Source organism: Enterococcus sp. B2E4 (assembly GCF_030499455.1).
In the GTDB taxonomy this organism is placed as follows: domain Bacteria; phylum Bacillota; class Bacilli; order Lactobacillales; family Enterococcaceae; genus Enterococcus_D; species Enterococcus_D casseliflavus.
The window spans coordinates 231,965-248,070 of the sequence record NZ_JAUKPK010000006.1; the positions used below are offsets into that span (position 1 = coordinate 231,965).

The 16,106-nt window shown below is 42.5% G+C and carries 10 protein-coding genes; 1 reads left to right on the forward strand and 9 read right to left on the reverse strand.

Features of this window, described 5'->3' with window-relative positions; all coding sequences use genetic code 11:
• Window positions 1-12: 12 nt before the first annotated feature.
• Genes Q1X33_RS07725 through Q1X33_RS07735 form a run of 3 tightly spaced genes read right to left on the reverse strand, consistent with a single transcriptional unit; the run spans window position 13 to window position 2,237 of the window.
• Window positions 13-660 carry an amino acid ABC transporter permease gene (locus Q1X33_RS07725; protein ID WP_005226186.1) on the reverse strand — a complete coding sequence of 216 codons (648 nt, stop codon included), beginning with the start codon at window positions 658-660 and terminating at the stop codon, window positions 13-15.
• 11 nt (window positions 661-671) lie between these two features.
• The gene (locus tag Q1X33_RS07730; RefSeq protein ID WP_005226187.1) at window positions 672-1,481 is read right to left on the reverse strand and encodes a transporter substrate-binding domain-containing protein; all 810 of its coding nucleotides are present in this window, start codon (window positions 1,479-1,481) and stop codon (window positions 672-674) included.
• 18 nt (window positions 1,482-1,499) lie between these two features.
• Entirely contained in the window at window positions 1,500-2,237 is a 738-nt protein-coding gene (locus Q1X33_RS07735) for an amino acid ABC transporter ATP-binding protein (protein ID WP_005226188.1), read from the reverse strand.
• A gap of 267 nt (window positions 2,238-2,504) precedes the next feature.
• On the opposite strand from Q1X33_RS07735, the gene trpS reads away from it, so the two are divergent.
• Window positions 2,505-3,512: a tryptophan--tRNA ligase gene (trpS, locus tag Q1X33_RS07740; protein ID WP_005226189.1), complete on the forward strand. Its 1,008-nt coding sequence runs from the start codon at window positions 2,505-2,507 to the stop codon at window positions 3,510-3,512.
• 401 nt (window positions 3,513-3,913) lie between these two features.
• Here trpS and pheT read toward each other — a convergent pair whose 3' ends face one another.
• The 6 genes from pheT to lepB all read right to left on the reverse strand — a co-directional run bounded on the left by pheT (window position 3,914) and on the right by lepB (window position 16,077).
• Complete coding sequence (pheT, locus tag Q1X33_RS07745) at window positions 3,914-6,334, reverse strand: phenylalanine--tRNA ligase subunit beta (RefSeq protein ID WP_005226190.1); 2,421 nt, start codon at window positions 6,332-6,334, stop codon at window positions 3,914-3,916.
• Window positions 6,335-7,381 carry a phenylalanine--tRNA ligase subunit alpha gene (gene pheS, locus Q1X33_RS07750; RefSeq protein ID WP_005226191.1) on the reverse strand — a complete coding sequence of 349 codons (1,047 nt, stop codon included), beginning with the start codon at window positions 7,379-7,381 and terminating at the stop codon, window positions 6,335-6,337.
• A 351-nt stretch (window positions 7,382-7,732) separates the two neighbouring features.
• Window positions 7,733-8,053, reverse strand: coding sequence for a helix-turn-helix domain-containing protein (locus Q1X33_RS07755; RefSeq protein WP_005226192.1), 321 nt, complete (start codon window positions 8,051-8,053; stop codon window positions 7,733-7,735).
• A gap of 67 nt (window positions 8,054-8,120) precedes the next feature.
• Window positions 8,121-11,798 carry a helicase-exonuclease AddAB subunit AddA gene (gene addA, locus Q1X33_RS07760; RefSeq protein WP_005226193.1) on the reverse strand — a complete coding sequence of 1,226 codons (3,678 nt, stop codon included), beginning with the start codon at window positions 11,796-11,798 and terminating at the stop codon, window positions 8,121-8,123.
• Window positions 11,791-15,408 (reverse strand): PD-(D/E)XK nuclease family protein, encoded by a 3,618-nt coding sequence (locus Q1X33_RS07765; protein WP_301969619.1) that lies wholly within the window; start codon window positions 15,406-15,408, stop codon window positions 11,791-11,793. Before Q1X33_RS07765 ends, addA begins: the two co-directional genes overlap by 8 nt.
• Before the next feature lie 120 nt (window positions 15,409-15,528).
• Window positions 15,529-16,077 (reverse strand): signal peptidase I, encoded by a 549-nt coding sequence (gene lepB, locus Q1X33_RS07770; protein ID WP_005226195.1) that lies wholly within the window; start codon window positions 16,075-16,077, stop codon window positions 15,529-15,531.
• Window positions 16,078-16,106: the final 29 nt, after the last annotated feature.

Here is a 16,106-nt window from a genome sequence, read left to right on the forward strand (position 1 = left end):
GTTAGCTCCTTTCTATGAGCGGACAGCCCAACGCCGTTCCAAGTAAACCATCAAATAAGACAATGGTAGGGTAATGATCAAATAGAAAAGACCAACAATGATATACGTATCAAATGTATTGAAGGTCTCACTTGCGATCAAATCGCCTTGATACATAATATCTAATCCTGCGACCATCGCCAAAATTGATGAATTTTTGACAAGATTGATAAATTGATTGCCTAACGGCGGTACGACGATCTTAAATGCTTGAGGCAAAATAATGTAGCGCATCGCTTGGCTGTAAGTAAAACCAGAAGACAAGGAAGCTTCCATCTGGCCTTTAGGGACCGTTTGAATCCCTGAACGGATCGTCTCAGCGATAAATGCCGATGTATAGATCGTTAAGCCGATCGTTCCCGCTTGAAAGCCGTCAAAAGAAACCCAATACATTGGCACAACGACATAAAAGAACATCACGATGATCAATAAGGGAATATTTCTAAAAAACTCAACATACGCTTTGGCAATCCCTTTGATGAGGCGATTGTCTGACAACTGAAAAATTGCCATTAAGGTTCCGATCAAAAGACTAAAAAACAGTGCGATCAAACTCGCCATGACTGTGTATTTAAAGCCTTCAATAAACTGACCGGTATACGTTTGAAATAATTCAACCATTCAGTTTCCTCCTACTCTACTTTTCCTGATTCGTCTTCAGGGAACCACTTGTTGTAAATCTCATCATAGGTTCCATCTTCACGCATTTCCCGCAAGGCTTGATTCACTGCATCAAGAAACGGCTTTTGTCCTTTATTGATGGCAATCCCATAAGGTTCTTCTGTAAAAGTTTCGCCAACTAAATGGTAATTGGGATTTTCACTCGCCATCCCTAATAAGATCGCATTATCCGTGGTCATAGCATCCCCTTGTCCAGATTGTAAAGCGGTAAAGGCTTCCGCATAATTCTCAAGTTCCAAAATTTGCGCTTCTGGTGCTGCTTCACGAATGTTCACAGCGGAAGTAGAGCCTTTTACGACCAATACAGTGGTATCTGCGGTCAAATCTTCAATCCCTTGAATAGGGCTGTCTTTGGCAACTAATAACGATTGGCCTGCATCAAAGTAGACATCGGAAAAATCGACCTGTTTTTTACGTTCTTCCGTGATAGTCATCGTGGCGATGATTGCATCGATGTTGCCGTTTTTCAAAAGAGGAATCCGGGTTTTTGAGGTAACTTCAACAAAGATGGCATTGCCATCACGACCTAAAATTTTCTCAGTGATTGCACGAGCGATATCAATATCGAATCCTCGTACTTCTCTGGTCGCGATATCCATTAATCCAAAAAGACGGGTATCGTTTTTTACGCCCCAAACGATCTGATTCGTCTCTTTGCTGTTTTCTAAAATATCGATCTCTGCGGCACTTTGTCCTTTACAACCTGAGAAAGTCACAAGGGCAAAGGCTAAGACTAGAAAGGAAAAGATTTTCTTTCTCATAAGGGTTCCTCCTATTGCTTAATGATTGCTGACTTTGCTCAAGAATTGTTTTGCACGTTCGTCTCTTGGTGCATCAAAGAATCCATCGACATCGCGCCGATCCTCTAGGACTTGTCCTTCCGCCATAAAGACGATTCGATCTGCTACTTCACGGGCAAAGCTCATTTCATGGGTAACAACGATCATGGACATGCCTTCACTGGCAATTTTTTTCATGACATCCAAGACATCACCAATCATTTCTGGATCCAATGCTGATGTTGGCTCATCAAAAAGCAGCATTTCTGGTTTCATCGCAAGCCCTCTGGCAATAGCGACCCGCTGCTGTTGTCCGCCAGATAACATGGAAGGATAGGAATCTTTTTTATCTAACATCCCTACCCGATCAAGAAGCTTTTCCGCCAAATTGATGGCTTCTTGCTCATTTTGTTTTAATACTTTGATCGGTGCCAACGTAATGTTTTCTAACACGGTTTTATTTGGATACAAATTGAAATGTTGAAACACCATGCCGATGTTTTTTCTAATTTCTGTCATTTTGACATCTTTGTCAAACAAGTTCTTGCCATTGACCAATAATTGACCACCTGAAATGGTTTCTAGACCATTAATCGTACGGAGCATTGTACTTTTACCAGATCCTGAAGGTCCGATAACAACAACGACCTCACCTTTTTCAAATTCAAGGTTGATGTTTTTTAATGCATGGAACTTTCCGTAATATTTCTCTACGTTCTTAAATTCGATCATTGCCATTGATTCACACTCCTAGCTTTTTTTAAAATTAAATGAGTAATTGGAAAGATTTGATTCATATTATAGCTCAATCTTTTTTCATTTGTAAAGGTGCTTTTCCAATGTTCCCCCCTTATTTCTGAAAAGACAAGTGCTATTTTACTTTGATGTGAGGTTTTTGTCCATGAAAATATTTCTCACCCCATCAGATTACAAGGAGAACCGGTTGTTTCTTTTGCTAAAAAAAGGTAAGATAAACCATATAACAAAGGAAAAGGTGGAAAAAAAGTGAATACGATTTTAACTGGCGACCGCCCAACTGGCAAATTGCATCTTGGCCATTATGTGGGGTCTTTAAAAAAACGGGTCGAAATGCAAGCTGACCCTGAAAATCAGCTTTATATTATGGTCGCTGACATGCAGGCACTAACAGATAACGCGAAAACACCTGAGAAGGTCTCAGCGAATATTCTAGAAGTTGCTTTGGATTATTTAGCCGTTGGATTGGATCCAGCAAAAACGACGATGTTTATTCAATCGCAAATCCCTCAGCTCTCTGAATTGACGATGTATTATCTCAATCTAGTCAGTGTTGCTCGAGTACGACGAAATCCAACCGTTAAAGCCGAAATTGAACAAAAAAAATTTGGCGAAGGCGTCCCTTCAGGGTTCTTCATCTATCCTGTCTCTCAAGCAGCGGATATCACCGCTTTTAAAGCAAATTTAGTCCCCGTTGGAGAAGATCAAAAACCAATGCTGGAACAAACGCAAGAAATCGTGCATAGTTTTAATTCTACGTATAGTGAAGTATTAGTCGAACCAAAAGCGGTTTTACCGCCAAAAGGTATGGGACGTTTAGCGGGGATCGATGGGAACGGGAAAATGAGCAAATCACTGAACAATGGTATTTACTTAGCTGATCCAGCCGATGTATTACAAAAGAAAGTGATGAGCATGTATACGGACCCAAATCACATTCATGTCAACGATCCTGGACAAGTTGAAGGCAATATGGTCTTTACGTATCTTGATGTATTTGGCACTGAAAAAGAAAAAATTGCTGAATTAAAAGAACATTACACCCGTGGTGGATTAGGCGATGTCAAAATCAAACGCTATTTGATCGATGTTCTAGAAGCCGAATTTGCACCGATTCGTGAACGCCGTGAAGCTTTTGCAAAAGATCCCGGTGAAGTGATGAACTTATTAAAAATTGGTAGTGAAAAAGCAGAACAAGTTGCCGCCCAAACGTTAGCTGAAGTCAAAAATGCAATGGGCATCAATTACTTCGCCTAAAAAAACAAGCCTTTACGGCTTGTTTTTTTGTTTACAAATCGGAATGAATTCTTTCATACAAAACCTATGTGTCAACTCTGTGTTAGATTTCACGAGAACCCTTCCTCCCCAGACTGACACTTTGTGTAATTTGATTTGATGCTGTTTCTTGCACAAAAACCAAGAAAGCTGTCCTAAAAAATAACCTCATAAAATGCGGATTAGGAAATCCTTTTTTCAACCTTGCCAGTGTTTAAAAAAAGTTGTACCAAAAAAGCTGGATTGCCTTCTATAGAGAAATCTTTTACGGCTTTCACTCAACTCCTCACATTCTTGTGTCATCTGAGCATCTATTATAATAGTAGAAAACGTTCCCCACCCAACTTCTTTGTATGGTGGAGAACGTTTTTCTACTTATTTGATTAGCGGATTTCTGCTTGAACTTTTTCTTCTAAGTTACGAGTAATTTTCGCTATTGCTTGATTGATCTCTTCATCCGTCAGGGTAGCTTCTGGATTGCTAAAGGTAAGGCTGTACCCTAATGATTTTTTGCCTGCTTCGATGTTTTTCCCTTGATAAACATCGAATAAACGAATCGCACTTAAGAAGCGACCTGCACTTTCGCGAATGATCTCCATCACGGACTGGTTATCGATCGTTTCATCAAGCAAGAGTGCCATATCCCGCGTTACTGATGGGAACTTAGAAACTGGTTGATAGACCAATTGTTCTGTTTTCGCTGCTAACAGTTGATCTAAGTTCAATTCAGCAACATAGGTTTCACTCACTTCATAATCTTTGGCGATCGATGGGTGGACTTGTCCCAAGAAGCCGATTTCTTGGTCATCTAGCAGGATCATTGCCGTACGGCCAGGATGCATCTCTTTGATAGCTGCCGTTTTTTGATAACGAATACGGTCGGTTAATGCCAACGAATCAAATAGATTTTCTAAAATGCCTTTCAAATGGAAGAAATCAACTTTTTGAGCTTGGGTTTGCCAGTCTTTCTCATGGATATTTCCTGTCAAAGCTAGCCCTAAGTGATTGACTTCTGTTGGCAGCTCGTGCTTACTGTCGCCTGTTTGATAGAAGACGCGACCAATTTCATACAAAGCAACACGATTGTTTTTACGTGCCAAATTGTACGCAACGTCGTCTAACAAGCCTGAAATCAGATTCAAGCGCAAGACGGCACGCTCTTCGGTCATTGGCCAATCCAATCGAGTCACTTGGCTCGATTTATCCGTAAATTGTTGTGCCTTCTCTTCAGTGGTCAAAGCATAGCTGATGGCTTCACTGACCCCGTTGCCTTCCAATAGCGTCCGAACTTCTCTAGTCAGACGTTGCGCTTTGGTTAGATGACCGGCAACCGTTTCTCCTTGCGGTAAAGTCGATGGCAAACGATCATAACCGTAAATACGCGCCACTTCTTCAATGATATCTGCTTCGATCGTAATATCCCAACGACGAGGTGGGACAGAAATAATATAGCTGTCTGCTTCTTGACGATGACCAAAGCCTAATGCATCAAAGATTTCTTGCACTTCTTCATCAGTGATTTCTGTGCCTAAATAGCTATTGATTCGAGCTAAAGTGATTGTAACCTCCACAGGTTCTACAGCTACTTGGGAACCTATTACTGCCCCTTTTAAGACCGTTCCGCCAGCAAGTTCTGCAATCAGTGCTGCTGCTGCATCACAAGCTTTTGCAACCGTTGCTTGGTTGATCCCTTTTTCAAAACGAGCAGAGGACTCACTTCTTAAATTGAATTTCTTTGAGGTTAAACGAATCGCTAATGGATCGAACAGCGCCGCTTCTAAAGCGACTGTGGTCGTTGTTTCCGTGATTTCAGAATCAAGCCCTCCCATGACGCCTGCGAGCGCAACGGGTGTCGTTCCGTTGGTGATAACGATGTCTTCTGATGAAAGCTGACGTGTTTCTCCATCTAAGGTAACCAGGCTTTCATTTTCTTTGCCGCGACGTACCAGTATTTCCTTGCTGTCTAGCTTTTGATAATCAAAAGCATGCAATGGTTGCCCAAATAATAACAAGATATAATTTGTCACGTCCACAACATTGTTGATTGGACGAATGCCTTCATTCATCAAGCGATTTTGCAGCCATTGTGGACTTGGGGCGATCGTTACACCATCAATGATTCGAATTTGGTAGGCGGGTGCATCGGTTGCTTCCGTGACCTTCACCTGAATTTTATCGGCAGCAGCTACTTCACTTTCATTAAGCGCAATTTCAGGAAACTTCGGTGTTTGCCGATAGATCGCACCGACTTCATAAGCAACCCCCCGCATGCTCAACGCATCCGCACGGTTCGGAGTGATCGATAATTCGATAATGTGATCATCCATATCGAGATAAGGAAAAACCGGTGTTCCTACTTCTGCTTCTGCTGGTAAATAATAGATTCCTTCTGCGTATTCTTTGGGAATCACGCTATCGGCGTATCCCAATTCTTGCAATGAACAAATCATGCCGTTCGAAACTTCTCCCCGCATCTTGCCCTTTTTGATTTTTACATTGCCCGCGATTCGAGAGCCTGGTAATGCCACGATGACTTTGATGCCGCTTTTGACATTTGGTGCCCCACAAACGATTTGCGTGTCTTCTTCCTCACCAATATTTACTTGGCAAATCGATAGATGATCAGAATCTGGATGTGGTCGGCAGTCGGTCACTTCTCCGACAACGATTTTTTTTAAACCCTCTTCAGGCACGTCAATACCTTCGACTTCGATCCCAGTCACTGACATTTTATCCGCCAGCTCTTTTGGTGTGATCTCAGACAGATCAAGGTATTCATTTAACCATTTGTACGATACTAACATTTATTGTTCCCCCTTGAACTGGCGAATGAAACGCACATCATTTTGATAGAATTGGCGAATGTCGTTTACGCCGTAGCGCAGCATTGCCACTCGATCAGGACCTAAACCAAAAGCAAATCCTGAATATTGGGTTGGATCGATCCCTGACATTTCTAAGACGTTAGGATGCACCATTCCAGCACCGAGGATCTCGATCCAGCCAGTTTGTTTACAAACGTTACAACCCGCACCACCGCACTTGAAGCAGCTGACATCAACTTCGACCGATGGTTCTGTGAAAGGGAAATAGCTTGGTCGCAAGCGAATTTGGCGATCTTCACCAAACATTTTTTGCATCATGACTTCTAAGGTTCCTTTTAAGTCACCCATCGTAATATTTTTATCGATCACCAATCCTTCAATTTGATGGAATTGGTGGCTATGGGTCGCATCATCTGTGTCACGACGGAAAACTTTCCCTGGTGAGATCATCCGCAGCGGCCCTTTAGAAAAATCATGAGTCTCCATTGTTCGCGCTTGCACTGGTGACGTATGGGTCCGAATCAGCACTTCCTCTGAAATATAAAAAGTATCCTGCATGTCTCTGGCTGGATGATCTTTTGGCAGATTCATCCGTTCGAAGTTGTAATGATCTTTTTCCACTTCGTAGCCTTCAACTACTTGGTAGCCCATACCAACAAAGATATCTTCGATTTCTTCCATGATTTGCGTTAGCACATGGCGTGTTCCTCGGTCCATCTTTTTACCAGGCAAAGTCACGTCGATGGATTCTTCAGCAAGGGCTTTTTCCAAGTTTGCTGCTTCGATAGACGATTTTGCTTCTTCGATCGCTTCTGTCAAGATATCACGAATCTCGTTGGCATAGCTCCCCACCTTCGGCCGTTCTTCCGCAGAAAGATCTTTCATCCCCCGTAGAACTTCAGTAATGGGACCTTTTTTTCCAAGCACTTCCACTCGAATCTGATTCAAGTCATTCATGGTTGGACTTTCTTTGATTTTAAGCAATGTCGTTTCCTTCAATGCTTCTAATTTTTCTTGTAAAGACATGTGTTTCCTCCTTCTATACAGTGAATAGTGTAAAAAACGATTTGACTGGAAAAAGTGACGATCTTTTGATAAAAAGACAAAAAAGACGTCATCCCTAAAAAAAGGAACGACGTCTCGTGTTACCATCCTCATTCGCGGAAAGTTCCGCGCACTCACTTCGGCTAACGACAGCAACACTGCCGACTGATTGTTCTCAGCAAGCTCCAGAAGTGAAATTCATTTTTCGAATACAGGACTTGCTTTCAGTCTGTGACAAGTCTCCCTTTTTCTGATCCAGCCAAATTACTAGTTTCTATCAACGCTTTTTTTACTATTCATTTAAGCTTAGTTTACCTAATTTCCGTTGAGAAATCAACTGCATTCTTCCTCACGTACCCAGGTTTCTGCCCAACGCTTCACACTCATCATACTCTTTTCAAGAGCAATACCTCTTGGCGTCAAGCAGTAAAGATTGTTTTCTTTGCAGACAATTTCTTCCCGCTCTAATTCTTTCAAGCGTTCGACTAACACCCGATCACTCACTTGAGGAATCTTGTTTGCTAACTCAACAAATCTTTGTTTGCCGTCTTCAAGAAGGACATCAATGATCAAGCCGTTCCACTTTTTGCCTAAAATAGAAAAAGCTTTTTCAAATTTAGGACAAAGGGCATAATCCGATTCTACTTTTATCATTCTCCATCACCTCTTTTACCTATTATAGCATATGACTTACGAAATGTAAGAAACTAGGATCGATCAGCTAGAATGCCACGATCATCTTAGGTTTTAACAGCACTAAATAGGTCTGTTTCACTGGTTTGTTCAATGCTTTCTCCAATGCTTGGCAATAGAGTTTTAATTGACCATAATATCGTTCGCGCATTTTCTGTTCAATCTGAGCCTGACTGCCGAACACATCATCCGTTTTAAAGTCATACAAAATGATTTCATCCGCCAATTCAATATAGCCGTCAATAATACCATGGATCAAAAGCGGCGCATCTGGTTCGTCAAACCCTTCAAAGATCGTATCGGCCTCTTTTAGCATCGAAAACGGCTGCTCCCGCTTCACCACATCAGAGAATTGGTTCAGCAGTTCACCTAGTTCAGTTTGATAAAACCATAAAATACTCGATCGGTCAATTTTTTTGGCGATTTCTTCAGAAAAAAATTGCTTTTTCACGAGTTCAGCAATCAGGAGCGCCAAAGTATCTTGTGTTGGCTTCATTCCTAAGGGGATCATTTGCAAAACCGTATGTGTTGCGGTTCCGATACTGCTGGCGAGAGGCTTCGTTTCTTGCAGAAATTTGGGTTTCGCCAATTCATCTTGTACGTAGCGATATTGCTGAGGATTCGTCTTCTCGGAAACCGACCGCCATTCCAACAAAGTGGTCTGTTGATCATCAGGATCGTTATAGAGTCTTTTCAATTCTGAAACAGATTGATAACTAGTCGTTTGGGTCGCTTTTTGATAAGGATAGCGATAGGCTAGGCGTTTCAAAAGATCATCGATATTGCTATCTGGCGCAATCAATCGTTTAGGCTCCTCGACTGGCGCAAGCGTCTCTTGGACTTCTTGCGTGATCGTTTCTTGATTCCACCATGACAGACGAAAATGAGCAGGATGATCGATCGTTCGCTTGCGCTCTGACGCTTCGGAGAATACTGCTTCCATATCTGGATGGCGCATCAAGGTCCGTCCGACCCAATCCATCAAGCTCCCCCGAGCAACAAGGCGCAACGCTGGATCAAGAACCATCTCGGATTGTGTCAAGCCAGATTGCCACGTCTTAAAGGCATCCGCTTGATTTTTATAGGAGCCTACTAAGAAAAGCTTCTGCTCTGCTCGTGTCAATGCTACGTATAATTTTCGCATCTCTTCTGACAAGGCTTTTTTCAAACGAACTTGCTTGATGGCTTGAAAAGGCAGTGTTTCAAATTTAAGGTTTTCTGCGGGTTCCACATATTGGATCCCAGCCCCCAGCTGTTCTTCAAAGATATAGCGTTTTTGAAAATCTTGGTAATTAAAGAATTTTGTTGTATCCAATAAGAAGACTACAGGAAATTCCAAACCTTTACTTGCATGGACGGTCATCACACGAACCGCCTCTTCTACTGGTGTAGCTAATGGCTCTGCCAAGTCCTTGTTTTTTTCTTGCATCTTTTCGATGAAGCGAATGAATTGGTACAACCCACGGAAACTGCTCTTTTCGTATTTCTCCGCTCTGTGGACCAATGCCGCTAAATTGGCATAGCGCTGCTGACCTGCAGGCAGTCCCACGACATAATCCAAATAGGCAGTATCTTCATAGATTTGCCAAAGTAAGGTCGGGATTGGTAATCGTCGTGCTTCCTCTCGCCATTGTTCCAGTTTTGTTAAAAACCCATCCACCGTTTGCCACAAGGGTGACGCTTCTTGTTGCCCATGGTAATCCAATACTGCATCGTAGTAGTCGCTGGAACGATTCGCCAAACGGATCTCAGCCAATTGATCTTCTGTTAGGCCGACGATTGGCGAACGCAAAACGGCCACAAGTGGGATATCTTGGTACGGGTTATCAATGATCTGCAGCAAAGAAACGACGGTTTGGATCTCCGTTGCCTGAAAATAGTTTTGAGCATCATTGACCGCCATCGGAATCCCAAACTGCTTAAAGACATCCAAAATGACAAGATTGTTTTTACGTGTGGGGGTCAATAAGACGATGTCATTGTAAGTGATTGGTCGATTTGTTTTGGCTTTTTTGTCATAGATCATGAATTTTGATTCAATCAACTCTCGAATCTTTAAGGCAGTGATCTGCATTTCACCTTCTGTTTTGTCATCGATCAGTTGTTCTTCGGATTCATGCTCTTTTTCATATAACAAGAGCTCTGTTGCAAAGGCCTCGCTTTCTGGAAAATCAGGAAAACCGGTAATCAAGGCTGCCGCCTCATCGTAAGGGATTTGTCCAACCCTTTCATCCATCAGTTGTTGAAAAACTAGATTCGTAAAATCCAATACATCGGAACGAGAACGAAAATTTTCTGCCAAGACGATTCTTCGCCCACCATTCTCTGTTTCAAATGCCAAGTATTTTTCGATAAATAGCGTCGGATCTGCTAGTCGAAACGAATAGATCGACTGCTTCACATCCCCCACCATAAACATATTGCCAGGGTTATGATCGACTTGTCTGACCCAATATAAAATTGCCTCTTGCAGCCGATTGACGTCTTGGTATTCATCGACTAAAACTTCTTCAAAGCGATCACGATAATAGGTCGACGCCTCACTTCCACTGCCATCTCCTTGTAAAATCTGCAAGGTGAAATGTTCCAAATCATTAAAGTCTAAACGGCCTTTTGAAAGCTTTCTTTCTTGAAATGCTTTCATAAATGCTTCGGTCATCGCTGCCATTTTTTCGACGACAGGTGCTGATCGATGAAGCAGCTCCATCATTTCAGCTGGTGGATACGGGAAGGTGGCTTTCAATTGCTCGACCAATTTTTTCGCATCATCGCGTAAGGGCTTGATTTCTTGGGACAATTCCTTTTGTTCTGGTTTGCGAAAAGCTGGGTAACGACCAAAACGCAATGTTTGGATCTGCTCATAGAAGCCATCGACATCGTCTGCATCCAGCAGAGCCTTTAAGGTTTCCACCATGCCCAATTCGGTATCGATCAACTGTGCCGCTTTTTCCATCGCTTCATCAGAACGGGCATAGTCTTGCGCCGCCTGCAGCAAATGCGCCGCTGTCTTCAAATTTTCTTGCAAAGTCGGTTTGATTTGCGATTGGTACAGGATATTTTCAGCAAAGGTTTCTTTGCCGATATAGTGATCACTTAGATGGGCTAACCAGTTGACTGGATCTGGATTGGCTCGGGCAAAGTCATAAAGAGACAGGATCAGATCCCCGACGCCTTCATCAGAACGATCACTTGAAAAATTTTCCGTCAAACGAAAGAAGGCTTCATCATTGGCTTCATATTGTTGATTTCTCAGCTGTGTCCATATTTCTTCTTTCATCAATAAAATTTCGGTTTCATCGGTCATCATGCGGAAATTAGGATCTAAATCGATCAAATAATAAAAACGCCGAATCACAGTTAAACAAAACGCATGCAAGGTAGAAATGTTAGCTGTCGGCAACAGCTGCAGCTGACGAACGAAGTGCTGGCGCTTTTGCTCGTCACTTTCTTGATTGATGGCCTGTTGCAATGCCACTTGAATCCGTTCTTTCATTTCTCGAGCAGCTGCTTCGGTAAAGGTTACGATCAGTAAAGAATCGATCGTCGTTCCTGCTTTTAGCTTTTCGATCACTCGCCGAACCAAAACGGTGGTTTTGCCTGAACCCGCTGAAGCGGAAACGAGGATATTATCCCCTTTATCAAAAATGGCTTGCCATTGGGTATCCGTAAAGGTTTCATTTTGCGGTTTTAAAGGGATCTTACTCATCTTCTTCCTCCCTTAAGCGATGGATAATCTCATCTTTGGATAAGTTTTCTAAACGGTGGTACTCATTTTCTTTCAACAATACATCAAAGTCACAGATGCTGCGAAACGGACAAAATTCACACGCCCGTTTTTTGTCTTTTATTTTATAAGACGGGTTTAAGGCGATTTCACCGCTCAACAGCTTCTCACCGCTTTGCTGCATGTTTTTACGATTGTGTTTTCTTAACAGTTCAAGCTCTTCTTCTGTATAAAACTTGTTTTTCGCCTGCGTTGTTTTTTGATAATTGCCGTTTTTGTCTTTTCGAACAGGGAATATCGGTGAATTTTTGCTGGCTTCAACATCCTCATCTAGCAACGGGAAAACAGCCGGTTCGTCAATAAACAACCCGTCATACTTGAAACGTTTTAAACGTTCTTCTTCACTGGCTTCTTGTCCGTCCAAAAGCGGATTATGCACATGCAGATAATAAGCCCCCGCTGGTCGCACATTTGGCGAACCAACCAGTTGGACAGCATCCGTCAATGCGACATCGAGATAGGTGATCAACTGCATCGCAAGTCCGTAGTATGCTTCAGAAAGGTCAAAATCTCGGCTGCTAGATTTATAGTCAACAACAGAAAGCCATTGTTCTTCTTCCGTTTTCGCCGTATCGACACGATCGATTTTCCCCCGCACATGCAGTTTCCCGCCAGAACTTAATGGCAATTCGATCCCATTGATTCCATTTGAGCCAGCGATCTGACCGAATAGCACCTCCGTCTTTTCAGGACTAAAATGCATTTTTTGTCCTTGTTTCGCTAATGCCCACGCTACTCGCTGAATCGTCTTGCCTAATTGATACCGAATAAAATTCATCCGAGCAGAGCTCGTCAGTAAGCGATAACGGCTTTCGCCAAAAATTTCCTGCAAAACGACTTCCACAAATTGCACGCGTTGGTCAGCAGTTAACTGGGTCAAGGAAATATTTTCAGCAATCAGGACTTTGACAAAGCGGTCCAACGCATCATGGAAAAACTCACCGGTCATTGCTGGATTTAAGCCATAAACTTCCCGTTCTTTTAACCGTAATCCGTAGCTGACGAAATACTTGTATTCACACTGATAGAACGTCTCCATCTGAGAAATGGAACTGTAGATCGATGGTCCATATAGTGCCGCAGCTTGTGCTTGAGACAAAGGAATCGGAATATTTTGATGAGTTTGGCTTTCAAATACTTGGGCAGCTAAATCTGTCCATTCCGAACGCAGCAGTGCTTGTTTCAGCTGCTCCCAAACCCTAGGCAAATTCTCTTTGTTTTTTTGCGCTTGCTGACTGAGGTTATTGATTTGATAGATCAGGCCACGGTAACTGCCGACATAGTTTCTTGGATCGCTGACTAGCGTCAAAATCCCTCGCTCTTGCAGTGGGACATCCAAACGTTTGACCACGCGATCTAAATAAGGCGACATTTTGATGTTTTGCTGGGTATCAAAATTAACGGCATAGGACAGTGATAAGTGTTCCGTTGCTGAAAGCAAGACAGAATAAAAGGCAAATGGCTCCTTGACACTGCCTTCCACCACTGTATCTCTAAGGTATTTTTCACCATTGAACAACTGATTGAAATGCTGACGTTCTTCATTCGTCAACAACGTTTTGTTCTCTATTTTTCTTGGCAACGCCGTTTCATTCAATCCCGGTGCAAATGTGATCTTTGCTTGCTTTGGACGTGCCAGATCAAGGCGATTGATGTTGACTTGGTCGATCGCTGTTGGGATCTTCCCGAATGTGACATTTTCTAAGCCAGTCAATAAGACATCCTCAAAGAGCGCAAAATCAAAGGACTCTTCCCCATAGATCGCAGCATATTCATCCAGCAAATCCATCAAGGCTTGCCATGCTTGTTCATGATTACGGGCTTGATCCAACTTCCCTTGCTGGATCGCTTGATCTCGCCAATGCCGCAGTTGTTCTTCAACACCGGCATTCAGTAAAAAGCGATACAGCAGTTCGACCGCATCGCGGTTCGTTCTAGCAGCCGTCAGCCAGTCTAGAGTATCAGCAACATCTTGTTTAAAGGCCCTGCGCAACTGGTTGGTATACGCTGTCAAATCCACTTTATCCGTCTGCTCTTCTTCCGATTGTAAATACTCGATCAGTTCCCAATCTTCGTTTCTCGTCCAACTCGCTCCTTGGAAATCATGAGCCAACGCTTTGTTCTCGGTAATATCCACCAACTTACGAAACTGGTCACGCCCAACGAGCCAATCTGCTTCGGAGCGATAGGCTGCCGGTAAGTAAAGTTCCGTTCTAAGCAACCGTAAAATATCATTTAAGCGAAAGCCATAGGATTGACAAGCAAAAAAAGCATTCAAAAACTCAACCAATGGATGTTGCGCCATCATCTGCTCTTCATCGATATAAAAAGGAATCTCAAACTCAGTAAAAATTTTAGGGATATATTGATGATAGATTTCTGGTTCGGCGATCAATAATTGGATCTCTCGGTATCGTAATGTTGGGTACCGTTTCTTATCGCTCATCATCCCACGGATCGACGCTGCAATCTGACGGATCTCTTCTTCTGGATTCCCAACTTTCCAAATTGCCAGAAAGTCCTTCACAGAGGACTGTTGCTGATAGTTGACTTGTGACTGAGTCTGCCGCCAAAATGTTTCAATTTCATTATACGCCTGTTGCATCGATCCCTTCGCTTCCTTGTCTACCTCTTGGTTGACCGAAAGTTTCTGATCCAAATAAATCGGCACTTGATTTTCTCGGGCAAAACTGATCAATTGATAATAGGTTCGCCCTGCTTCATAAAACAAATTTAACGGTGAAGGCAGCTCTTGTGGATACCCACGATCCAGAAAAAGATCAATAATGACATGACTTTTTTTCATCAACACTTGAATCAGCTGCTGTTCCTGTGTTGAAAAAGCGGAAAACCCACTGATAATAAATAAGGCATGGGAAAGATCTGGTGCTTTGTTCATTGACACCGCGTTAGGCATTGCTTGCTCCACTGGAGAATCATCCAGCAAGGAACCTTCAAGAAAGCGTGTCAACAAGGTGATCGGTTGTTCGACTTGTAATGCACGCTCCAGAAGTTCTTGTTCAAATCGTTGAAATATTTTCGCTAATTCACTGTATTTTTTCTCCTCGTCTTGGGTTGCGCTTGGTGCAGCACCACCTGCCAATAAATCTTCGATCCCCAATCGACTTGTATGCATTTCTTGATAGAACGCCAACAATTGCTGGATAAAACCCGCTTTGTTGATCTCACCACGGTATAAGACGAGTTCTTCTTCTAGTTCCAAAAGCAGCTTACGCATGATCATGGAGGCACCATTTTCAGTGATGGCATTTTGAGAAAGCAAGCCGGTTTGCTGCAGATAAAACCAAGCCAAACGGTGAAAACTATACACTTGCGCGCGAATAGAAGCAAAATCTTCTACGCGATCCTCTTTCAGTAATTGAAGGATCTCGCGCTCTCGTTCAAATTTGTTGTAGTTAGGTACCAGAAAAAATACTTCTTTATGGTCTTTTTCTAACCAACTTTTTGCATTTTCTATCACTGCTTGATCATGACGACAACGGCCATCGCCAAGGATAAATCGTAAACTCATGAAAGGACTCCTTCTCTCCATCGTCTTTTAAAAAAACACTAAAAATCAGCGACACGCTTCTTCAAATGCGTCTTTGTTTTAAAAGAATCTCCTTAAAAACAAAAAAACGGTCGCAGAATTTCACTCTTTGCCTAGCATACCAAAATCGGCAATTGGCCAGAATACAAATTTTACATCACCCAAAATCGTTGCTTCATCGATCAGACCTAATTGACGACTATCTTTGGAAATTCGGCGGTTATCCCCTAACACTAAAATTTGACCTTCAGGAATGACTTCAACACCAAATAACCCCATATCAAAATCACTGGTCAATGGAAAGCCATCTGTGACAGCTGCTTTGAATTCATCCAAGTAGGGTTCATCATATGCTTGTCCATTGATATAAAGGGTATCGTTTTGATAGGAAACCTGATCGCCAGGTAAACCGATCACGCGTTTGATATAGTTTTTGCCTGCTTCATCCGGTGCTTCAAACGTTATGATATCGAAACGTTCGATCTCGGTATTTTTCAAAGCAATCACCCGCTCACCATCATGTAATGTGGGGTCCATCGAATCTCCTTTTACGATCACAGGAGTAAAGACATACTGTCTTAATAACAAGAGGAATAAAGTGAAGATCACGACAAATCCTACTGTTTTTAAAAGCTCTTTTACTTGTTGCACGCGTCCCTCACTCCTTGAATATTTTACTA